This window comes from Photorhabdus hainanensis, from assembly GCF_018448965.1.
Taxonomy (GTDB): domain Bacteria; phylum Pseudomonadota; class Gammaproteobacteria; order Enterobacterales; family Enterobacteriaceae; genus Photorhabdus; species Photorhabdus akhurstii.
The window spans coordinates 1-23,365 of record NZ_RCWD01000045.1 but is presented as its reverse complement, the minus strand read 5'-3'; the positions used below and the strand labels follow the sequence as shown (position 1 = coordinate 23,365).

Sequence of the window (23,365 nt, the reverse complement as noted above, 5' to 3'; positions counted from 1 at the left end):
ACAAATTACCCGGTAAATCACCGGGTAATCAGAATAGCATCTGGTGTAAAAGAAATATTAGTTTTACTTTTCAGAACGACCAATACGGGAAACGATATTAAACAATTCCCCAAGACCATAAATTAAACCTAAAATTCCAGCCATCACCACCGGTACCATGACCAGGGCAAAAGCCATACTTCTAATCAACTCAAACATGGTAGCCTCACATAATGGCTCATTTAATGAGCCGGCAACATAACACATTTTTAACCATAGTGGGTAATACCGCTATAATTAGTACCATTCTAGACAAAAGACAAACAACAGTAACCGGCTAAACGTGCGTTTTTGTCGGTTAGCCAATAAAAATTTACGATTATATTTCCTGAAAAAAACTATTATGCAAGCCGAAATTCTATTGACACTGAAATTACAACAACGGTTATTCGCCGATCCACGGCGAATATTATTACTTAAACAGATTAAAGTAACTGGCTCTATCAGCCAGGGGGCAAAACTAGCGGGGATCAGCTATAAAAGTGCTTGGGACGCTATTAACGAAATGAATCAGTTAGCAGAAGAAATAGTGGTGGACCGTGCCACAGGCGGCAGAGGAGGCGGTGGGGCAAATCTTACCCACTATGGCGAACGTCTGTTGCAACTTTACGATCTACTGACACAAATTCAGCAAAAAGCCTTTGATGTGCTAAAAGATGACCAACTGCCCCTCGATAGCCTGTTAGCTGCCATTTCCCGTTTTTCTCTGCAAACCAGCGCCCGTAACCAATTTTTTGGCACAATTACTGACCGTGATCATAATCAGGTGCAACAACATGTCCGCATCTTACTGGCAGATGGTCAAACATCACTGAATGCGGCATTAACGGAACAGAGCGCTAACCGTCTTGGCTTGGTAAAAGGTAAGGAGGTATTGGCGCTCATTAAAGCGCCTTGGGTGAGACTTACTAAAGAACAGTTCGTTATCGGTCATTTCGACAATGCCCTGACAGGGCAGATCAGTAACATTGAAACGGGCGAAGAGAACACAGAAATTATTATTGTCCTTGATGGCGGCGAAACCCTCTGCTCCACCCTGCCCAATCAAGAAATCAATAACCTGAAACTGCATCCTGGAGATAAAATCACTGCACTTTTTAATGCTGACCAGGTGATTATTGCAACTCTGTGTTAAGAATTGCGGCTATTATCACTGAACAATTCAGAATATCCAGGGATATCATGGCATTACGTACCTTACATATCCCTTGGCGTCGAATATTAAATGTTAATTAAAAGTTAATATTGACATTCTACGGCATTCCGCTTATTTGTGGAAAGATATTTGCGTTGCTTAAAAAGGAATAAAAGATGTCTGAATTGCAAATAACGCAAGGCTGTTTCCGTTTAAGTGATACTCGAACCTTGCAGTTATCATCACTAAAAATAACCTCTGGTGAAAATTGGGCTTTTATTGGCGCTAATGGCAGCGGAAAATCATCATTGGCCCGTGCGCTTTCAAATGAATTAGTCCTACTTTCCGGTGAACGAAATTGCTCATTTCACAGGTGCGCCCGCGTCTCTCAAGAACAATTACAAAAACTGACGGAAGAAGAATGGCAACGCAATAATACTGATATGCTCAGTGATGATGAAGATGATACCGGCCGCACTGCGGCAGAAATTATCCAGCTTTATCATAAAGATAATGAACTTTGCCTGGAGCTGGCAAAACAGTTTGGTATTATGGATTTACTTTCCCGTCGTTTTAAATATCTTTCTACCGGCGAAACCCACAAGACATTACTTTGCCAGGCACTAATGGCTTCACCTGACTTGCTGATTCTTGATGAACCTTTTAATGGCCTTGATCTATTCGCTCGTGGTCAATTCGCTGAATTACTGGAAAAATTGTCATCAAAAGGGATCGTTTTGGTACTTATCCTTAACCGATTTAGTGAAATCCCAGATTTTATCAACCAGATTGGTGTACTCGCGGATTGCCAGCTAACCTCTATTGGCATCAAAGAAAAGGTGATGGCGGATTCACTGGTGGCTCAACTGGCTCACAGTGAAAAATTGGACGGCATTCATTTACCTGAAACAGATGAATTTCCTGTCGATGAGCAATTACCGCCCGATCAGCCTCTGATTATCCTACGTAACGGTATCGTTCAATATAATGATCAACCCATTCTGCATGGACTAGATTGGCAAGTTAATCCAAGAGAACATTGGCAAATTATTGGCCCAAATGGCGCCGGAAAATCAACGCTTTTGAGTCTGATTACCGGAGATCATCCTCAAGGCTACAGTAATGAGCTGATCCTTTTTGGCCGCCAACGCGGTAGCGGCGAAACTATTTGGGATATCAAACGCCATATTGGTTATATCAGCAACAGCATTCATTTGGAATATCGTGTCAGTATCAGCGTTCGTAATGTGATTCTATCTGGTTTCTTCGATTCAATCGGTCTTTATCAGACCGTATCAGATCGCCAACAGCAACTTGCTGATGAATGGCTGGCTTTACTGGGATTATCGGCTCAGATTGCCAACGGCCCGTTTCAGCGCCTTTCATGGGGACAACAACGGCTGGTTCTAATAGCTCGCGCACTGGTTAAACATCCGGCTTTATTGATCCTTGATGAACCTCTGCAAGGGCTTGATCCACTCAACCGCCAGTTAATATTACGTTTCATTGATATCATGATCGCTGACGGTGATACTCAGCTACTGTTTGTTTCTCATCATCAGGAAGACGCGCCGCAATGCATTACTCACCGGCTGATATTTATTCTTGATGGCGACATATATCGCTATAAAACAGAAAGAATTAACCATTAAAGTATTAACATGAGATTAATACTGGAAAAAAACCAGCATTGCAGAATGTGTACTGATGTCAACCTCGTAGCAATACACATGCAAGCATGCTGGCTTTATCTATTCACAACAATTATAAAGCGCCAAGAAAGTCAGGTACATAAAAATACCCACCGTTAATCTTTTCTCCGTAAGATAATTTAATTATGAAAATAATATATTTAAATATAAGAACATTAACTTCATATAGCAAAAAATAATAAAATCAACCCTTCAATTATTTATGTTTAAATGAAACTTAATTCACTTAACAATGCCACTTCAAGATCACAATCATTATATAGACATTCATCACATTTAATTAAATAGATTATTTGGCGAATTAGATTTTCGATTAAACTATTCCTAGAAGTAAAGTGACAGAATGTTTCCATCAGACCAAAGATGGATTCCCGACTATTACATACCCATTGGGAGAATAACAATGAGTGGTCTAAGCGCCGTCATATCAGTCAAGCTTAAACTTGGTCAAGACAGTTATAACGTTGATTTAAATATTCCATCAGCAACCCCGACTCCTGAAGCACCTTTTCTTTTTAGTGTAGTTTCACCCGAAAAAGGTGAGCAACCTGCAAATACTTTATTAGAAGTCGCTATCGGTAATGCAAATCATATTTATGTTGCCGTTGCACCACCAAGTTCATTATTGAAAGAAACAGGTGTTGATAAGGTGGTGGAAAATCTTAATGTTGTTGTTTCCGAAGGTAAATACAACAAAACAGACAAGAAGTTTGACCAAGATAAAAACGAAGATAAAGGTAAAGACCAAGATAAAAATAAATAAGCCTAAATTATCCGCTCAATATTAACCATAAGGCTATGCGTTTATAACCATAAATAACATAGCCTTAGCTATACATTTCACTATCTGAGGTAAAATATGGGAACACGATTTGAGATTGACGCCCATTTTTATGGGCGCAAATGCAAAATATTTGATGGCGAAATGCTTAGCCCGATACAATGCCGGCTTGCTTTATTCAACAGTTATTCTCTCATCTATATTGATATGACTGCAAAACAGGCAGGAGCTGACAATCTCAATATCTTTGAATTACTCAACCATGCTTTTCATCTTGGCCTACCAGAGAAAGAAGCCCCGTTATTAATACAGGACGCGGGGTTTTTTACTTTCTCCAATCATGCCAATCCACCAGAAGCAGAGAAACTGTGTAACATTTTTCCACAAATACCTTTGCCAAAATCAGTGACAGAAATGGAAACGCCGGTATCCCATAGTTGTACCTTCTGGCTAACCTTGCGTTTAAAAGGCAATTATTTATTTAACAACTTAATTGAGATTGGCGTTAAAAACGGCGATCTGCCACAGGCAGATATCTCGCTCAGTGGGCGTTTAGAGCAGGGAATATCCGCAGGCGAATCAATTAAAAAAAGCCGCTATACTGCCGTTCTTCCTGATTTCAAGCTATTTAATATTTTTGGCTTCAATAATTTAATACTTCAATATCAGTTTGATAATCACTCAAAATATGAAATAGCAGGCACTATCACATTAAATTTGTTCCAGGAAACGTATTGTTTTGACGGGGCTTTAAGCGCAGACGAAAAGCAAGTGCAGGCATCTTTAAAAATCTGTCACGAAAACTCAAAAAGCACTATTGATAAGCCCTTTGACGGAAGAATGACTGGCGTCACATTTGGTGATTTATCTTTTGGCATTAATTACACTTTTGCCATTCCAGAAAAGAAACAATCTAAAGTTGGATTATATTGGATAGAGGGAACAATTAATTATGCAGAACTACCGGCATTAAGTGGGCGTCTTTATTTTCTAGATAATACCCCCATATTAGCTTCAGTCGCTATCGATCAAGATTTATCGATACATCGTATATTTGAGGCATCATTTGCTGGTTCTAATTTCTCCTGGCCAAGTTATTTTATCGATATCGATTTTCATCAGGGTAGCAACCTTTATTACCGGCGCGAAACAGACGGTGATATTAAACAGGAAAATGCTATTATTTCCTCTTTAGCCGAAAAGTCTCTGTTATTAAATCAGGATATCACCCATTATCAACCAGGATTTCACCTCCATGCCCTGTTTGACATTACACTGATTGAAACTTTAAAGCTCATGGGGGATATACAAATTACCAAAGAGGGCATCAATGCAGAGATTCAGCTACTTAATCCAATTTCATTATTTGTACTTCAAATTACCGGTTTTGAGCAGGACCCCGGTCCAACCCTGCTTTTCTCCACCGTCAAAGAAAATAAATTCGTCTTTCGCTGTGGGCTACTGTTTTTTAAACATGATTTTGGTTTAAATGTAGAAATATCAGGTACAAAAGATAAAACCGGGAAATTAAAAATCAGTGGCTCATTGTCCTCAGACAAAGTTTCTTCTCCTTTGTTACCTAATCCAACGAAATTAGGTTTTTCCTATAGTAAGAGCGAAGGATTTAAAATTACTAACTGGCCTGCGTTTGATTTAGATAACAACCAGTTTATTAATTTTATAGAAGAATTAAAGAAGCTCTCACGTAATAAAGGTTCCAATTGCGGCCAATTAACCCAATTTATCAATGAACATTTACTCACATCCCGGTTTTCTATTTCCCCGTCGTTTGATACTAAGACGAATAATGCTAGTCAGAAAGACCAACTGTATTTTGTGTTAAACGGTAAGTATACAATGGCAATGGCAGGAACGGATTTCGTTACTCTCTCCTTCCCAAAAACCGTAGAGTTTTTGCTGCCAAACGACCTCTCTTTAGAGAAATTACCTGACGCTATCGGTGCAGCGCTGAAAAGCGCGGCTGAATCTTTTGTTAAAGGGCTATTGGAAAATCGTGAAGCTATCGCTACCTTTCTAACGTTGACAGCCGCCGAGAAAGCCGCTGATTATGCCATGACATTACTGTGTGAAGGATTGGTTGACGCTGCATTAACAGAAGCAATCCAGAGCGGTGCAGAAGCTTTAGCCGCTGCCGGGGGCGTAGCAGCGGGAGCGACTGTCATAGGTGGCATTATCAATAAAATTAAAGATGAAATTGACAGCAAACCAGCACCTCCCAATCCCCCCAAGCCTGCTGATCCCAAACCACCTGAAAATTTGTCAGCAACCTATGAATATAAGGATAATAAGGCTAAATTCGAATGGGGTTATACGGAAAATGCTGACGGTTATCAGGTCAAATTAAAAGCGCCAAATAATGAAACATTATTCAAGAAAGAACTAAATCACAACAATAATTCATTTATTTTACCTATCACGCCGGAATTAGCCGCTGGCGTTTATACCTGGTCAGTAGCCGCCACCAGGAAAGACTTTACCAGCTCAGAAAATCAATTACAGCAACATCGTCTGCCAATACCGGAATTAAACATCAATTTAGAAACAAAGCCCGTTATTGAAAAAGATATTAATCTTATATTGCAGTGGAATCTGGTAACAGGTGCCAGTCACTATAACGTAAAAATCGAGAGAGATGGACAAACCGAAAACCTCTCAATTGCCGCTCCACAGAATTCAGTGACTATTATTTTCGATAAGCTGAAACCTGCCGGGAAATATCGTTTCTCATTAGCAGCATTGAACAACCCTAATTATATTGCCAGCGAACTTTGTCAGGTTCAGCAATGGTTACGTCTGGAGACTCCTCAGCAAATTCAGGCTAATTACCAATCTGGCGGCATAGAGATTCAATGGCAATGTAGCCCCGATACTACCCATTATTTACTCAGCTTACAGGCGCCAAACAGTACATGGATATATCAACAAACCGTGAGTTCCACAACTGGACGAGCTCATATCCCTTTACCACCGATCCCGATTACAGGAACATATCAACTTTATCTGGCTAGTATGCCGGATGCCACCGCAACATCAATCCCAAGTATCTGGAGTGACGGAGTGGCAATAGAGGTGGTGATAACACCAGAACAAATTGCACAGTCGGCATATCAACAGCAGATGAATGGCAATGATTGCGGCAAACGGATAATTAAATCCTTCCCTGATCTCAAGGCGAATATGCTCGCAGCAACTATGGCGCAAGTAGGCTATATAGCCGTAGAAACCGGGCAAGGGCTAAAATCAGCCTACCCATCCATCAGCGCCAGCGAAATAACCGAAATACTACTGGCTATATATGGCAAAGCATTAACGCTAGAACAATTGGCTCAGAAAGCCTATGACGAGCATCTATCCGGCAGTGAATGCGGACAGAGATTAATCACTGAATATCCTGCAACCCAAACCAAAGTATTAGGCAGCGCTATGGCGCTGGCGGGTTATTCCGCAACAGAAACCGGGCAAGGATTAAAATCAGCCTACCCATCCATCAGCGCCAGCGAAATAACCGAAATACTACTGGCTATATATGGCAAAGCATTAACGCTAGAACAATTGGCTCAGAAAGCGTATGACGAACACCTATCCGGCAGTGAATGCGGACAGAGATTAATCACTGAATATCCTGCAACCCAAACCAAAATATTAGGCAGCGCTATGGCGCTGGCGGGTTATTCCGCAACAGAAACCGGGCAAGGATTAAAATCAGCCTACCCATCCATCAGCGCCAGCGAAATAACCGCTGCCCTACTAGAAACTTATGGTAGGCAGTAGTTGTATCATGAGTTTATTTAAATAAAAATAAGGAGCATTACTATGACCTCAGTCTCCAAGGCGATGTTAATAGATACATTGCAATCTAAAAGGGATAACAACACTATTGCTAATGCTCTACGTGAAGTCTCTCTGACCCCACTCTACCCCATTGATATCGCCGCTATTTTACGCCAGCTTGACTTCCCTATTAGCGAGATTGCAATTGCACTGCACAAGCACTTCTCAACGCTTGATCTGCTAGACATTGGTCAAATGTTGCTTGATCCTAAAGTGTATCCAGCAACAACTCGCCCAGAGTTAATCGCAGCCTTGGGTGGAGCTGGCTTTGAAGCCCAAGAAGCTGAATTAGCGGCCAATATTTTGTATCCAGTAACCATATCTGTATCTGCGGATAAACCTTGGCAGAATAGCGATGTGACAGTTAATACAAATCTGACAACCACAATTACCTATCTCAGCGGCACATGGTCTTTTAACCCACAGTATAACGATTGTCAGGCTGAAGGAGATAAGGCTCATATTGCCCAGGAAGACTACACGTTGCCAGGCCAGCCAGTAGGAGCACTGGTAGGCCGTGTCGGTGAAACCGTTTTTTTGATTGGCCGTGAAGCTAGTGTCCCGAGTGGGTTATCTGGTAAATTAGAGCTTTGTATCAATGACGACTTAAATGGGCGTTATGGCGCCGGATTAACAGATAATAAAGGTGAGTTGAAGATTAAAATCAGTACACGAAAATAAGCAGATTTGTACTCGATCAAGCTCAACCTGACAGCCACCGGTTATTTATACAAGTGGCTGATCTGTCCAATATATCAGAAATAAACCTTATTAATAACGCGGCTTTTCCATTAACCGAATTTTGACGAAAAAATAATTGTCACCGATGGATTTCTTCTCCGACCAGTTAAAAAAGCATCGCAATTTAGTTATTATGCATTATTATTTTTTGCTCACTAAATAACATCCATCATCGATTTTTGGTCTGCTTTTCAGATCGTTTTTTAATTTGTTAAAAATAAAGGGAAATTATATGATTTGGGGTTTACTTGCTACATCACTAGCGTTATTAGCTATACACCGCACAACTGCGCTTATTGTTCTACTGGCTGCGATTATTACCGGATTCGTCACGCAAACTATGATTTATCCGGCAATCGCCACTATTGCGATTATATTTTTGTTAGGTGCGCTACGTATCTATTTTCAGCAAAATAGCATCATTAAAATAACCACTGAACTGCTATTACTCGCCTTTGCAGCGGCATTATTCCTACATCTGCTCCCCGGTTTTAATAACCTGAAATATCTCGATAAAATTCAGGCAGGCCCTCATAGCGCCCCATTCTCAATGTATTTCAACTTTGATAAAGCACTCATTCCTTTCCTGCTGTTATGTTGCATGCCTGGCCTATTTAAAACAAAGCCATTGACCAAAATTCAGCCTTATGCATGGATAATCTTAGTTACAGCGATTCCTGTACTGTTGAGTATTGCAACAGCTCTTGGAGGATTAGCGGTTGAACTGCATATGCCACAATGGTTGCCAATGTTTATGCTGGCAAATATTTTCTTCGTTTCTCTGGCAGAAGAAGCGCTATTCCGTGGCTATATCCAACAGAGGTTAAGTCAGTGGATTAACCCCTATTTCGCCCTGATCATCACTGCTGTAATTTTTGGCGGCGCACACTTCGTCGGCGGCCCATTACTGATGATTTTTGCTACGCTTGCAGGATTAATATATGGGCTAGCGTGGATGTGGAGCGGCCGTCTGTGGGTCGCTGTTGGGTTCCATTTCGCGCTCAATTTAGTTCATTTGCTGTTCTTTACTTACCCAATCAAGTTGGTGAGCGCACTATAAACGTGTCAAATTTGCCCGGTATCTATTCAGCAATCTGCAAGAAATTCAGCTTTCCAAGCAAATAAAGCTTGAAACAAGACTATTGATTGCTGTTCTGGCGCATAGGGCAATATAATGCGTTCAATTATCATTAAGTTTGATTTTTAAGGAGTTTAAGCTATGGCTGTCACTAAACTGGTTCTGGTAAGACATGGCGAAAGCGAGTGGAACAAAGAGAACCGTTTCACTGGCTGGACTGATGTCGCGTTATCTGAAAAAGGTCGCGCCGAAGCTCAACAAGCAGGGCAACTGTTGAAAGAAGAAGGTTTTGTTTTTGATTTTGCCTACACCTCCGTGTTAAAACGCGCTATCCATACGCTGTGGAACATTCTGGATCAAGTTGATCAACAGTGGTTGCCGGTGGAAAAAAGCTGGAAACTAAATGAACGTCATTACGGTGCTTTACAAGGTCTGGACAAATCGGAAACTGCGGCTAAATACGGTGATGATCAGGTTAAACTGTGGCGTCGTGGTTTTGCTATCACTCCACCAGATTTAACTCAAGATGACGAACGTTTCCCAGGCCATGATCCACGCTATGCCAATCTGAAACCAGAAGAGTTACCCGTGACTGAAAGTCTGGCGACGACTATTGAACGCGTGATCCCTTACTGGGAAGAAATTATCAAACCGCGTGTTGCTCAAGGTGAAAAAGTGATTATCGCAGCGCACGGTAATTCTTTGCGCGCGTTGGTTAAATATCTGGACGATATGAGCGAAGAAGCCATTCTTGAACTGAATATCCCAACAGCAGTACCTTTGGTTTATGAATTCGACGAAAACATGAAACCAATCAAGCATTATTATCTGGGCAACGCTGATGAAATCGCAGCAAAAGCCGCAGCGGTAGCTAACCAAGGTAAGGCAAAGTAATTTCCTTGCTATAAAAAATTGCTGACAACATATCTTTCAGCAACCATAAAAAACCGGAGTTGTCGATTCCGGTTTTTTACCTTGGAAAAATGTTATCAGCCACGACGCGCTTTTATTGCCGACGACAATTGACGTAGCAAAATTTCAGTGTCGGCCCAACCAATGCAAGCATCAGTGATACTTTTGCCATATACCAATGGCAGACCGCTATCCGGATTCTGGTTTCCCTCTTCCAAATGACTTTCTACCATAACACCAATAATCGCTTTCTCCCCAGCGATAAGCTGCCGACTCACATCTGAACACACATCCATCTGCTTTTTAAATTGTTTAGAACTATTGGCATGACTGAAATCAATCATAATCCTTGCCGGCAAACCTGCTTTTTCCAGCCCTTGCTTCACGGCAGCAACATGTTCGGCACTATAATTCGGCTCTTTACCACCACGCAGGATAATATGACAATCGTTGTTTCCGCTGGTATTCACAATCGCGGAATGTCCCCACTTAGTGACAGAAAGAAAACTGTGGGGAGAACCTGCCGCATTAATCGCATCAATGGCAACTTTTATCGCCCCATCGGTGCCATTTTTAAAACCAACCGGACAGGAAAGACCAGAAGCCAACTCACGATGGACCTGAGATTCCGTTGTACGAGCGCCAATTGCTCCCCAACTCATCAAATCGGCTAAATACTGTGGAGAAATCATATCCAGATATTCACCCGCAGCCGGTAGCCCCATGTCATTAATATCCCGCAACAACTGACGAGCTAAACGCAAACCATCATTAATATCAAAACTGTGATTCATATGAGGGTCATTAATTAACCCTTTCCAGCCAATGGTTGTGCGCGGTTTTTCAAAATAAACTCGCATGACAACTTCCAGATCCTCTTTCAGCTCCTCACGCAATTCATTCAGCCGCCCGGCATATTCCATTGCTGCTTTAGGATCATGAATAGAACATGGACCAATCACAACCAACAGACGATCATCTTCCCCCGTCAGAATTTGATGAATCGTTTTGCGAGCCTTACGCACTGTAAATGCAGCCTTTTCAGTTGCTGGAAATTTTTCAAGTAGTGCCACAGGAGGTAATAATTCTTTTATCTCTTTAATTCTTATATCATCATTCTGATAATTCATAGCCCTCTCTCATCTAACATCTTTGTATATTTAATTAAAGCAATCTTGTGATTTTAATCTAACTGTTAGAAGCCAAACTGTAAATATTCTTTGTAGAGAATAAATAAATCAATGCCTAACTCAAGACATAGAAAGATATAGTTAAATGTGGTTAGCTCTATTCTTATGGTTGAAATATCTTTAGAAATGAGAATTATCAAAGTAAATACCTAAAAATATGCCAGAAATCGACAAAACAATTCTCTGGCATAGTTAGGAAACTATTTCCTATGGGATAATGGCAAAGAATGGTTTTCCTTAGCCGCCTGAATCCACAAACGGGAGCCATTAAATGCAATGCCCAACAGAATCACATACTGCAACGACATTGCCAGCACGCCTTGATGGAAATAGATAACAACGCTTATCACATTGATAACTATCCACACCAACCAGTTTTCAACATATTTGCGGGTCATCAGAACCATTGCCACAATGGATAGCACCGTCATTGTCGAATCCCAGAATGGGAACGCATCAGGCTCCAACATCGGCATCTGAACATTAAAGCCAAATTTTTGCATCATCATAACGGCAATCTGAGTCAGATAGCCAAAGACCCGATCAATATTAAAAGTCATCATGGCAATTAATAGCACGGAAATTAGACCAATTATTGCCGCCTTATTCAAGCTTAACCAACGTATTTTAAGTTCAATCTGCTGTTGATCATTAACCCTGCTCCAGGCATACCAACCATAAATATTTGCCGCAAAGAAGAATAATTGCAGCAATAGACTGGCATAAAGTTGAATTTGAAAGAAAATCACAGCAAATAATGTGACATTAATGAGTCCAAACAAATAGTTAATTATCTTTTCCTGACTGGCAAACCAAATACATAACAAACCGGCGATCGTACCTACTGCTTCAATCCACGATAAATCATATCCTCCCTTTCCCAGAGGTATATTGACTAATATGTTGTTAATACTGAAAAAATCCATCTGTTATATCCTATTATTATCTACAATAAAATATTACTCTCATTATTCAATTTTCTATTTTAACTGAGTTGCAAAATCAAGCATCCTATTTAAAGGAACCAGTGCCTTTTCCCGCAACTCTTTTTCAACCAATATTTCATGCTGATCCCCTCCCCGTTCCAGACCCTTAACGATGGCTTGTAAGCCATTCATCGCCATCCACGGACAATGAGCGCAACTACGGCAACTCGCCCCTTCCCCAGCCGTAGGCGCTGCAAATAACTGCTTCTCAGGACATGCTTGCTGCATTTTATAAAAGATACCTTTATCCGTTGCCACAATCAGTTTCTGATGCGGCAAAGATTGCGCGGCTTTGATTAATTGACTGGTCGAGCCAACAGCATCAGCCAACTCAATAACAGCTTGCGGCGATTCAGGATGAACCAATACCGCGGCATCGGGATGCAGACCTTTTACCCTTATCAAAGCCTGAGTTTTAAATTCATCATGAACAATACAAGCCCCTTGCCAACAAAGAATATCGGCTCCTGTTTGCTTACGGACATAATTCCCCAAATGGCGATCGGGCGCCCAAATTATCTTCTTCCCCTGACTATCCAGATAATCGATCAGCTCAACAGCGATACTTGAAGTCACAACCCAATCCGCCCGTGCTTTAACTGCTGCTGATGTATTTGCATAAACCACCACGGTACGATCAGGATTGTCATCACAAAACTGGGTGAACTCTTTTTCAGGGCAACCAAGATCTAGAGAACACTCAGCTTCCAACGTAGGCATTAAAACACGTTTCTCAGGATTAAGAATTTTGGCGGTTTCCCCCATAAATCGCACACCGGCAACTAATAAAGTAGAAGCGGGATGATTATTACCAAAACGAGCCATTTCCAGTGAATCTGCAACACATCCTCCGGTCTCTTCTGCTAAAGCCTGGATCTCAGGATCGGTGTAATAATGTGCAACCATAACAGCATCCTGCTGTTTCAAAAGGCGTTTAATTTTTTCACGGCAATGTTTTTTTTCATCCTTACTGAGAAAAGCAGGTTTAGGAGGGAATGGATAAATAGTTGAATTAAAATCAATATACTGGTTCATTACGCTGACTCACTGTTTAGTATATGGTTTTAAAAAGCGAAAACTTTGGTTTTTAGTCCGAAAATCCGCCTAGTTTTGTTTAATATACTAAACAAAATGATCGATTTATAGTAATTTATCGCGAGATATTTTCGTCTGTGAGGGCTATACAGAAAACAGAAAACAGAAAACAGAAAACAGAAAACAGAAAACAGAAAACAGAAAACAGAAAACAGAAAACAGAAAACAGAAAACAGAAAACAGAAAACAGAAAACAGAAAACAGAAAACAGAAAACATTATTATATTTTTAAATGCTGTTTTGTTAAAGTCATTTATTAAATTATTTTTTAATTAAAAAGTAAGAAGATTTTCGGCATGAGAATCATTTTACCGGTTTATCATCTTTTTAACAGCTAATTAAAATTAATAATAAATATGTTTTCTAGAAAGATAGTTAATCTAATTCAGTCGAAACCCATTAACCATTAACAGTGAGTTGAAAAATTAGAACACAAAAACATTATCCGAATAGATTGGTATTTAAGTGTTTTCTCTCCGTTATTTTATGAAGTAAACCATAAAAGATAGCAAAATAAAAAAACGGTGAAAACGGTTAATATGGCAGAATTTAAGTTCTGAAAAAACCTGATTATCCGAAAAAACATGAATGGTAGCGACTGATGAAAACTATTTAGGATTGCCAGTGAAACAGCGTCAGTAAAGATAGAAAGCGAGTATAATTAATGTTTTTAAACATAAAACCAGATATACCATGATGATTAAAATTGATAAAAAGCAGACGTAAAAAGTGGTAAAACAACTGTTAAAACCTGATACCGATTAAACCCTGGAGTTAAAACTATGACTTTTAACAATCGCTTAAAACCCATCCATCATAAAACCACCAGTTAAAGCCGGTGGTTTTAAATTTTTACATAAAAGAGTAAGTACAGCATCTAATAAGGAGTCCGCTCTGTGATGTGGTTCAGCATTTTTGTTAACAAACTTGTTTTCTAATTTGACAACAAATATTAATTTTAATATAAATTCAGTTAAAGCCGCTATATTTTAAGTTGGCATTTAGCAACTGGTGAAGTATTGGGTAAGTTATTTTAAGTGCAAGATTATGCGAAAAGAATAATGAATATAGATAAAGAGAAATTTATTGTTTATAGTAAAAATAGTAAAGTAAAAGAATATATCATTCATAATAATCACATATTACTTACAAAGACAGTGAATTAAAATGATAAAAATCACTGATTTATGCTTTAGTTATAAAAGTAGAGAAATTAAGAAAAATATTTTTAAAAATATATTTTCATTAAATGAAGTCGAAGTGGTTTTATTTAAAAATATAAATATTGAAATATTTGACGATAGCAAGATTATAGGATTACTGGGAAAGAACGGCGCAGGGAAAACAACTTTAATAAAACTGATTTCCGGTATTTTAACTCCAAACTTTGGAAACATTACCGTTTTTGGCATTAATTCAAGTGGAAGACCTCTTAATCTTTTATCTAATCTTGGTATCGTTTTTGGCAATAAATCAATGCTTTGGGAGGAGTTATCTCTCTATGAGAATATTGAGCTTTTTTCTAAGATATATAAACGTGATTATGATAAGAATAGTGTTGAAAAGATGATAGAAATGTTGAACCTTAGAAGTATAGCAAAAAAACCTGCAAAAACGTGTTCTTTAGGTCAATCTGTGAAATCCAACTTATTAATACACTTTCTTAATAGGCCAAAATTACTGATATTGGATGAACCAACAATTGGATTAGATATAGAGTCACAAATTCTATTACGAAACATATTAAAAGATTATGCTCAAAATAATGAAAGTAAAATACTAATCACATCACATAATATGATAGATATTGCAGATGTTTGCAAGGATATTATCTTCTTGAAGGATGGTGAAATATCAAAAATAAATCTAAATAAAAATAACTCAAAAGAAAAGAATGCGCTATATCTAGAGGGGCTTTTCTGTGATAATTAAGTTTTCTTTTATTGAAACCATTAGGGCGAAGAATATAATATTTGGCTACTTATTTATAATTGTAACATTATATGCGGTTGAACTATCTTTTTGGGACACCATGACAAAATCAAATGGTTTTGTTAACTATACGCATGATGAGATAATAGTTTATATATTATGGTCTGTTATTATATTTCAATTGACAAGTATTACTGGATTTCCAGAAAATTTATCGTTCCATATTGAAGATGGTAGTATAGATAGACTAATTACAATGCCAAAATCAATACTATTATATTATTCGGAATATGCTTTGGGACAGATATTAGCTAGATTATTTATAATGTCACCATTAATTTCATTTATAATTATATACCAAAAGGATATTCCTAATTTTATATATCTATTTATTTCTTTATGTATAGGGTTGTTTATCAACTTGTACTTAACAATGATATTGTCATGTATGGCATTCAAATTTAGAGGCTCGTATTCTTTTATAATTATTAAGGATACTTTATCATGGGTCCTTTCAGGTGCGTTAATACCATTGGATGTGTTTGGTGATTCTTTAAAATCAATATTTAACTATATTCCATTTCAATATATCACCTATATTCCAGTTAAAATTGCAACAAATTCAATATCTATTTATTTTATATTTAATGGATTTTTAATCATGATGCTCTTAATGATGATTTTTAATTTTATCTGGAATTATATGTTAAAATACAATCAAGGGTATAATGGCAATGCTTAAAATTATATTTATTGGTTTTAAAAGTGGATTGTCAGAAGCAAAAAAAAGCCCATTAAATTTTTGGTTATCCGCTTCTGTTAATTTTAGTTACTATATAGCACAAGCTTTCTTTTGGTATGCTATTTTAAATTCACAATCTTCAGGTTATATTTTATCTGATGATTTTGTTATTATATTTTTTACTACGGTATGTTTAGTCGATAATTTTTATCTTTTTTTATTTGGTAAAGGAAGCCTCTTGCTGGTTAAAAAAGTCAAATCATTAAAATTAGAACCTCATTTGGCGTTACCTATAAATACTCAATTTCTATATGTTACTACAAATATTGCATTTGAGCATTTTTTGTTGTCATTCCTCTCTTTAGTATTATTTTTTACTGTACATATTTACCTTGGTACTAATATTTTGTTGGTTTTTCTACATTTTATAATGGCATTAGAAGGAGTCCTAATACTTACTTCAATTACATGGATCATAAGAACAACAATATTTTGGACAGCTTCATTAGTTAGTATTAAGAACTCAAATCCTTGTTTTAAAGTATTGGTGAGACCTGAACAATCTTTTCATGGTGTAGTTCGTTTTATTTTAATGTTCATACTTCCGTGTCTATTTATAACGGGCGTTCCAGCTTCAGTAGCAAGTGGAATAATGAGTATGAAATGGGTTTTTATTCAAACTTTGGTAACATTGATTTTAATTTTTATAGCGAAATTGGTTTTTGATATTGGTGTTAAAAGGTATTCTAAATATATCACGTGAGGAAATATAATGAAATTGGGAATTATTTCTGGAAGCCATAGATCGCATTCTAATTCAAGTAAAGTTGGTGATTTCTTAGATTCACTTGAAATAACTAAAAAATTTACTTCTTGGATTCACATAATTAGTGCATAAACCAGCATCGCTAGTGTCAATATCCGCTGGAAACGGTGACACTTTTTGTATTTCTGAATTAAGGTCATCTGGATATAAAAATAATAAAAAAATAAAGCCAAACTAACCGGCTTTATTCTTACTTTAAGCTGTACCGTCCACTAAAATTACGCTGCCCTTACAATATAGTTAAATGCCACGTTACGAGGTCGATTTTCGTTAGCGGTTGGGACTTGTCTTGATGCATCAATGTCAAAATAGGTAAGATCAGAACTAGCGCCGCCATTTGCTGAACGTGTTTCTGCCGTAGCATATCGCGACGATGCCATGACCCCAATCACAACAGGCGTCTGAGGAGCACCGCCCATCTGGGCATGTATAACTTGAGTCGACCCCGTAATATTTCTGATTGCATCTCCCTGCCAAGACAAAAGCCCACGACCACCATCAACACCTCGATTATCATCCCATCCGCGGATAAACTCGCCTCTTAAATCAGGTAATCTACCGCTAGGATAAGCCTCCGCCAACTTCGGATACTGTAATTTATTAAAAGGTGAACCATTACAAATGAAATAACCGAAAGGTGGATAGATTAGCGGCCAGGGAATAGGAGAACCCACAGGTATATTAATCTCTTCACGTAATGAATTTATTACGTCCTGAACAAGCTTTTGTGTAACCGCCAATGTGTCGCTATTGCCAATCACATTTGTCAACTGAACCACACCTTTTTGTGTTAATGAAGCACTGGGAATATCTGTTGTAATTTTTTGTTCTATCGCCTTGTTTAACTGAGCAGTAAGTTTAGCTACATTTCCATCATCAAGAACATCATTGCCAGATCGTGTCGCGATAAAATCAGCGACGACAGATGATATGGTTGACGCTTGACGTAATACCTTATTTAACAAGTGGGTGGGAACATTATCCGGAGAAAATCCTGTCTGCAACCCCTGGCTTTGCTCATATTTTTCTTGACTAATGACATTCGCATTATCACTAATAGAAAAAGCTTTAAAATCATTTTTAGAACTCATATATTTTCCTTAAATTAAATAATGTGACTTTATAATCAACATTTTGAATTATTGTAGAAATAGTCTCCTGCAATTCAGGCTAATCAAAGTCTAGTTCAGGAAAAATATAATACTGTGTTCTTATTACTTATAAGGTTAATCGTTTTTGTATCATTGGCAGTAATAAGTAGTTCAATACTTTAGAATCTAAAACATCCCGCTAATTTATATTTAATATTTGGAAATTATTTCTTTATTATTTCTTCTATTTCATCCTGTAAAATCCCATGCAAGAATATCGATGCTATTCTGAAATTTCACTGCATAAATACAGAACATTACCCTTTTTATTTTCAGTTTTCAGGATAAAAATAAAGCCGGGCTAACCGGCTTTTATTTCCTTATCTATTCCGTTGCTTGATAGAATAGATTTATGGAATGACTATAATACTAGGATCTGTTAACGAACATTCGATGTTTGATACTAGAGCGACAGCAATAATATTTACTGTCGAATTTCTTGATTTATCAAACAAAGAGACCTTTATCACCTCAGTAGAGAGTTTTTCCCCTTCCACTCCATCATTTAACGTAATTATCCTACCATTGTGTTTCAGAGGAAGTTCATTTAACAGAATGCTAGCACTCTTTGAGATATCAACGTTATCAGACTTAATAATATCTTTTTGTTCAGCTTTCTGTATTACTTGTTGAACATTCCAACCGTTAATATCTGCACAACCATCAGATCTTGTTCCCGCCACAACATTAGCCGTAAAAAGCATCGCAGTTAATATCAATATTAATCTTTTCATTCGACAACCAAATCCGTATCGTGCGAGAGCAATATCTCACGTCATATATCTCTATTAAGAATTATACAACCTTCTGATGAAGGTTGGGGATCTTTTCTGCTAGCACCGTGAATTCTAAAAGCACTACGGCCATGCATATCATTACAACTACATGGGTCAAGGATAATAGTCATGGGGCCTTTTGAGTTATTTTCACCGGTTATTTTATAATAACCTCTGGGTATAGGACCTAAGCTTTTTATACCTTCTGATGCAGGATTATTCTTATGTATACCCTGACCACTCCAACCGTGGCCAATAAGCTTTGTATCGTGATAAATTTCACCACTGTACTGTTGATAAATCCATGTCATAGTGCGTACTTCTACTTGAATATTAATAACAAAGTTTCATTTCTACAAATCAAGTGAAACTCATATAGTTCATCAATTAGACAATAGCATATCTGGATAGTTCTTATACATTACTAAAATAACTGCATTTATTCTCCATACCTTCCTGTAACTTTTTTTGCCTCCGGTTCCAAACTGAATCTTCTGGCATCTAGACACAAGTATCTAAGGATATTGATACTATTCTGCAATTTCATAGCATAAATACGATACATTACCCTTTCTCTATTTTCAGAATAAAAAAATAAAGCCAGACTAACCGGCTTTATTCTTACTTCAAACTGCTTCGGCCACTATAATCATGCAGCCCTTACAACGTAGTTAAATGCAATGTTACGGGGTCTATTTTCATGTGATGTTCTCGCAACATTTGAATTATCAAAATAGATTACATACCCGGTACCTTCAACTCGCTGATAAACGATTCTACGAGCCGGCCCTTCCGAAAACACGCCGCTCGTGCTGTCATGTGGCCGAGTCATCATGCCGATGTCATTACCGCCTTCAAGTGCCCCACCTAATTTCTGCATTGTATCTGTTTGCCACGTACCGCACACCCGACCGGGATCAACACCACGGCCATCATCCCATCCCCGAATAAACTCGCCTCTTAAATCAGGTAATTTACCGTCAGGATAAGCTTCCGCCAACTTCGGATACTGCAATTTATTAAAAGATGAGCCGTTACAAGTGAGATAGCCAACAGGTGGATAGGGCAACGGCCACGGAATAGGAGAACCAGCAGGAATTTCACTGGCAGCTTTAATCCGGTTATCTATCTCTTCACGGGTATAAGTATACTCACGTAATAAATTTATTTCTTCCTTAACAAATTTTTGCGTCACTGCCAATGTATCACTATTGCCAATCACATTTGTCAGCTGAACAACTCCTTTTTGTGTTAATGAAGCACTGGGAATGTCTGTCGTAATTTTTTGTTCTATCGCTTTATTTAATTGAGCGGTGAGTTTGGCTACATTTCCATCATCAAGAACATCATTGCCAGATTGTGTCGCGATAAAATCAGCGACAACAGATGATATGGTTGATGACTGACGCAACGCCTTATTTAATAAGTGAGTGGGAACATTATCTGGAGAAAACCCTGTCTGCAACCCCTGGCTTTGCTCATATTTTTCTTGACTAATGACATTCGCATTATCACTAATAGAAAAAGCCTTAAAATCATTCTTTTGACTCATATACTTTCCTTAAATTAAATCATGTTATTTTATAATCAACATCTTAAATTATTGTAAAAATAATCCCCTGTAATTCAGGCTAATAAAAGTCTAGTTCAGGAAAAATATAATACTGTGTTCTTATTACTTATAAGGTTAACCGTTTTTGTATCATTGGCAGCAATAAATAGTTCAACATTTTACAATCTAAAATATACAGCCAATTTATATTTAATATCTGGAAATTATTTTTCTCTTATTCCTGTCATCTCATAGAAAAGTTTCGCAAGTAATTAGCGTAAGAAACTACGGAAACGGGGTATTGGACCGAAAGGTTGAATTTTTCTAAATGACAACAAGCATCTAATTCTGAGTGCCTCTTTTGTGAATTACTCTGATGACTTTATGTGAGGGTCTTAGCCTATCGTAATCCTAACTGGTTTCCCTAGCCAGTACACCTCAAAATCTAAAAAGATAAAGCCGGACTAACCGACGTTATTTACTAACCACACCTTTCCTCCTTTTTATATATTTCTGATAACCAATTATCAATGATATTTGAAGCTTCAATTAGTGTAATTGGATGTCCGTTATCACCTTTTCGGCCTCTGATTGTTACATTGATCATGTTTCACACCCATAAAAAGTAGGCATAACACCCACAAATATATTGATAATAGAATTAATGTATAGGTATTATACTCATACATTAACCAAACGGAGGATTTATGGGTAGTGCAGAGCTAATAAAACTCCTAATAGCTGACGGATGGGTTAAGGCCAGACAAGACGGTAGTCACATCACTCTAACTAAACCCGGTGTTGCAAAAATAATCACAATACCGCCCCCAAGAAAAGACTCATCAAAAGGTGTTATCCGGCAGGCACAAAATATTTCAGGGCTGAACACAGTTATGCCGCCCTTTCTCTGCAAAGCTCATGATCAAATTAAGAGGTAATACTATGATTTATCCACTCTTTATATTTAAAACAGAAGATGGGTTTGACGGTTACTTCCCCGATGTTGAAAGCTGTTTCTTTGCTGGCAATACCTTAGAAGATGCTATTCGGGATGCTGAAAAAGCGTTCGCGCAGCACATGGAAGTTTTAATCGAACACGGCGGCTATGTCCCCGCCCCTAAAAACTCTTCTGATTACATCGGTGATCCTCGCTTGTCTGAAGATGGAGGGGTTATTGCCCTCATCGAGTTAGATCCAGCGAAATATGAGTCAAAAGCCATAAAGTTCAATTTAACTATGCCTGGCAATCTATTAACTGCTATAGATCGCTACATTGAAAAAAACGGACACTACAAAAACCGCTCTGCTTTTCTAGCTGAGTTAGCCAGAAAAGAAATAGCTCACCAGTGACAGATTTAGTTTTCAGAATAAAAAAATAAAGCCGGGCTAACCGGCTTTGTTATTACCTCAGTTTATCCAGCCATTCAATATCGGAAGCTTGTAAAATATCTGTTCTGCTCAGCAATACCCGATATTTTTTCCATTCAAGCAAAACGGCTTCTTATATTTTTGGCTTTTAAAGGGTATTTTTATTCGGCTATTATGCTGCTCTCACTATGTAATTAAATGCAATATTGCGGGGACGGGTTTCGTGACCGCCGGTATTGTTAGCAATTGATGTAACAGTTGCGTCGCCTGTAACATCCCTACCGAGCGGGTATTGGTATCCATCTACAGGTCCTTGATAATTAGAAAGGTATTTTCTTCTCTCATTCCCTTGAGAAAGTTGTATTCTTTTTGTGTTGTCAGTCTGTGCGCTTAAAATAATACGACCACTATCAACACCTCGGCTATCATCCCAACCACGAATAAATTCTCCGCGCAGGTCAGGTAATTTTCCTGTAGGATACGCTGCCGCTAATTGCGGGTAAGCTGTTTTATCGAACTCTGCTCCATTACATTGCAGCCACCCCGCTGGCGGTATAACTGTAGGCCAGGGAATAGGAGCTCCCACAGGAATATTATTAACTGCATTGATTAGATTATTAACTTCTGCCTTGGTATATGCACCTATATCCCCAGCCTCTAGACTAATGTCAGCAGACAATGCTTTTCCATTCACCTTTCGGCTATTGGGCACTCTGTCATTAATATTTTCACGCAATGAATCTATTATTTCCTGGGCTAGCTTTTGAGTGACAACCAATGTATCACTATTGCCTACTACATCTGTAAGCTGAACAATACCTTTCTGTGTTAATGAAGCATTTGGAACTTCTGCTGTGATTTTTTGCTCTAATGCTCTGTTTAATTGGGCTGTGAGTTTAATTATATCACCATCATCCAGAATATCATCGCTAGATTGTGTAGCGATAAAATCAGCTACCACAGATGATATAATTGATGACTGGCGAAGAACTTTATTTAATAAATCGATTGAAATAGTATTAGGTGGAAATCCAGTCAGTAAACCCTTACTTTCTTCATATATTTCTTGACTAATTATATTCGCATTATTACTAATAGAAAAAGCCTTAAAATCATTCTTGTGACTCATGCACTTTCTCCTTAAATTAAACAATGTTATTTTATAATCAATATATTAAATTATTGCAAAAATAGTCTTCCTTGCAATTCACACTAATTAAAGTCTAGTCCATAAAAAGAATGTGGTTCAACATTTTCAAATCAAAAATATACCCTACAAATTTACATTTAACATTTGGAAATTATTTTTATTTTATTCTTTCTATTTCATCCTGTAATTTTTTCTATTTTAAATTCCAAACTGAATGTTCTAAATAACTTTTCAAAATAGTAGAACACTTGGAGGGAACTCAGTCCAATTTTTGCAATCTGATCAATTGTAGATAATCCCAAACCACTAAACGGACTGAGTTATGCCTATCATAGCACCTATACCCC

General features: G+C 37.9%; 22 protein-coding genes. 12 read left to right on the top strand and 10 right to left on the bottom strand.

Annotated elements, in window-relative coordinates:
• Positions 1-63 precede the first annotated feature (63 nt).
• Complete coding sequence (locus EAE92_RS20755) at positions 64-198, bottom strand: AcrZ family multidrug efflux pump-associated protein (RefSeq protein ID WP_071647086.1); 135 nt, start codon at positions 196-198, stop codon at positions 64-66.
• Positions 199-382: 184 nt separating this feature from the next.
• Between EAE92_RS20755 and modE the strand changes: the two genes are divergently transcribed.
• From modE to gpmA, 7 genes are all read left to right on the top strand, one after another.
• A complete protein-coding gene (modE, locus tag EAE92_RS20750; RefSeq protein ID WP_214069442.1) occupies positions 383-1,174 on the top strand; it encodes a molybdenum-dependent transcriptional regulator in 792 nt (263 codons plus the stop codon).
• 176 nt (positions 1,175-1,350) lie between these two features.
• Positions 1,351-2,826, top strand: a complete 1,476-nt coding sequence (modF, locus tag EAE92_RS20745; protein ID WP_214069441.1) for a molybdate ABC transporter ATP-binding protein ModF — start codon at positions 1,351-1,353, stop codon at positions 2,824-2,826.
• 463 nt (positions 2,827-3,289) lie between these two features.
• Positions 3,290-3,649, top strand: coding sequence for a hypothetical protein (locus EAE92_RS20740; protein ID WP_044467153.1), 360 nt, complete (start codon positions 3,290-3,292; stop codon positions 3,647-3,649).
• 96 nt (positions 3,650-3,745) lie between these two features.
• The gene (locus tag EAE92_RS20735; protein WP_214069440.1) at positions 3,746-7,459 is read left to right on the top strand and encodes a hypothetical protein; all 3,714 of its coding nucleotides are present in this window, start codon (positions 3,746-3,748) and stop codon (positions 7,457-7,459) included.
• 42 nt (positions 7,460-7,501) lie between these two features.
• Positions 7,502-8,200, top strand: a complete 699-nt coding sequence (locus EAE92_RS20730) for a hypothetical protein (protein ID WP_214069439.1) — start codon at positions 7,502-7,504, stop codon at positions 8,198-8,200.
• A 292-nt stretch (positions 8,201-8,492) separates the two neighbouring features.
• Positions 8,493-9,320: a CPBP family intramembrane glutamic endopeptidase gene (locus EAE92_RS20725; protein WP_214069438.1), complete on the top strand. Its 828-nt coding sequence runs from the start codon at positions 8,493-8,495 to the stop codon at positions 9,318-9,320.
• A gap of 159 nt (positions 9,321-9,479) precedes the next feature.
• A complete protein-coding gene (gene gpmA, locus EAE92_RS20720) occupies positions 9,480-10,232 on the top strand; it encodes a 2,3-diphosphoglycerate-dependent phosphoglycerate mutase (protein WP_214069437.1) in 753 nt (250 codons plus the stop codon).
• 95 nt (positions 10,233-10,327) lie between these two features.
• Here gpmA and aroG read toward each other — a convergent pair whose 3' ends face one another.
• The 3 genes from aroG to nadA all read right to left on the bottom strand — a co-directional run bounded on the left by aroG (position 10,328) and on the right by nadA (position 13,461).
• Complete coding sequence (gene aroG, locus EAE92_RS20715) at positions 10,328-11,380, bottom strand: 3-deoxy-7-phosphoheptulonate synthase AroG (RefSeq protein WP_036812891.1); 1,053 nt, start codon at positions 11,378-11,380, stop codon at positions 10,328-10,330.
• Between the two features lie 260 nt (positions 11,381-11,640).
• Positions 11,641-12,366 carry a nicotinamide riboside transporter PnuC gene (gene pnuC / locus EAE92_RS20710; RefSeq protein WP_036812889.1) on the bottom strand — a complete coding sequence of 242 codons (726 nt, stop codon included), beginning with the start codon at positions 12,364-12,366 and terminating at the stop codon, positions 11,641-11,643.
• Between the two features lie 54 nt (positions 12,367-12,420).
• Positions 12,421-13,461 (bottom strand): quinolinate synthase NadA, encoded by a 1,041-nt coding sequence (nadA, locus tag EAE92_RS20705; protein ID WP_214069436.1) that lies wholly within the window; start codon positions 13,459-13,461, stop codon positions 12,421-12,423.
• A gap of 1,227 nt (positions 13,462-14,688) precedes the next feature.
• Between nadA and EAE92_RS20700 the strand changes: the two genes are divergently transcribed.
• Genes EAE92_RS20700 through EAE92_RS20690 form a run of 3 tightly spaced genes read left to right on the top strand, consistent with a single transcriptional unit; the run spans position 14,689 to position 16,958 of the window.
• Positions 14,689-15,453, top strand: a complete 765-nt coding sequence (locus EAE92_RS20700) for an ATP-binding cassette domain-containing protein (RefSeq protein ID WP_214069435.1) — start codon at positions 14,689-14,691, stop codon at positions 15,451-15,453.
• Complete coding sequence (locus EAE92_RS20695; protein WP_214069434.1) at positions 15,443-16,195, top strand: ABC-2 family transporter protein; 753 nt, start codon at positions 15,443-15,445, stop codon at positions 16,193-16,195. Before EAE92_RS20700 ends, EAE92_RS20695 begins: the two co-directional genes overlap by 11 nt.
• On the top strand, positions 16,182-16,958 hold the full coding sequence (locus EAE92_RS20690; RefSeq protein WP_246545322.1) for an ABC-2 family transporter protein: 777 nt from the start codon (positions 16,182-16,184) through the stop codon (positions 16,956-16,958). The genes EAE92_RS20695 and EAE92_RS20690 overlap by 14 nt, the downstream gene beginning before the upstream one ends.
• Before the next feature lie 281 nt (positions 16,959-17,239).
• On the opposite strand, the gene EAE92_RS20685 is transcribed toward EAE92_RS20690, so the two are convergent.
• The 4 genes from EAE92_RS20685 to EAE92_RS20670 form a co-directional block, all read right to left on the bottom strand.
• On the bottom strand, positions 17,240-18,112 hold the full coding sequence (locus EAE92_RS20685) for a tail fiber protein (protein WP_214069433.1): 873 nt from the start codon (positions 18,110-18,112) through the stop codon (positions 17,240-17,242).
• Positions 18,113-18,522: 410 nt separating this feature from the next.
• Positions 18,523-18,906 (bottom strand): hypothetical protein, encoded by a 384-nt coding sequence (locus EAE92_RS20680; protein ID WP_214069432.1) that lies wholly within the window; start codon positions 18,904-18,906, stop codon positions 18,523-18,525.
• Positions 18,907-18,947: 41 nt separating this feature from the next.
• Complete coding sequence (locus tag EAE92_RS20675; protein WP_052105878.1) at positions 18,948-19,259, bottom strand: tlde1 domain-containing protein; 312 nt, start codon at positions 19,257-19,259, stop codon at positions 18,948-18,950.
• A gap of 338 nt (positions 19,260-19,597) precedes the next feature.
• A complete protein-coding gene (locus EAE92_RS20670) occupies positions 19,598-20,500 on the bottom strand; it encodes a tail fiber protein (protein ID WP_214069431.1) in 903 nt (300 codons plus the stop codon).
• 707 nt (positions 20,501-21,207) lie between these two features.
• Here EAE92_RS20670 and EAE92_RS20665 point away from each other — a divergent pair.
• Together EAE92_RS20665 and EAE92_RS20660 are read left to right on the top strand one after the other, a co-directional pair.
• Positions 21,208-21,438, top strand: a complete 231-nt coding sequence (locus EAE92_RS20665) for a type II toxin-antitoxin system HicA family toxin (RefSeq protein WP_214069430.1) — start codon at positions 21,208-21,210, stop codon at positions 21,436-21,438.
• A gap of 4 nt (positions 21,439-21,442) precedes the next feature.
• Complete coding sequence (locus tag EAE92_RS20660) at positions 21,443-21,850, top strand: type II toxin-antitoxin system HicB family antitoxin (protein WP_036812864.1); 408 nt, start codon at positions 21,443-21,445, stop codon at positions 21,848-21,850.
• Positions 21,851-21,902: 52 nt separating this feature from the next.
• Here the strand turns inward: EAE92_RS20660 and EAE92_RS20655 are convergent, their stop codons facing one another.
• Both EAE92_RS20655 and EAE92_RS20650 read right to left on the bottom strand, forming a co-directional pair.
• Positions 21,903-21,992 (bottom strand): tail fiber assembly protein, encoded by a 90-nt coding sequence (locus tag EAE92_RS20655; RefSeq protein WP_072165200.1) that lies wholly within the window; start codon positions 21,990-21,992, stop codon positions 21,903-21,905.
• A 48-nt stretch (positions 21,993-22,040) separates the two neighbouring features.
• Positions 22,041-22,997 (bottom strand): phage tail protein, encoded by a 957-nt coding sequence (locus EAE92_RS20650; RefSeq protein WP_214069429.1) that lies wholly within the window; start codon positions 22,995-22,997, stop codon positions 22,041-22,043.
• Positions 22,998-23,365: the final 368 nt, after the last annotated feature.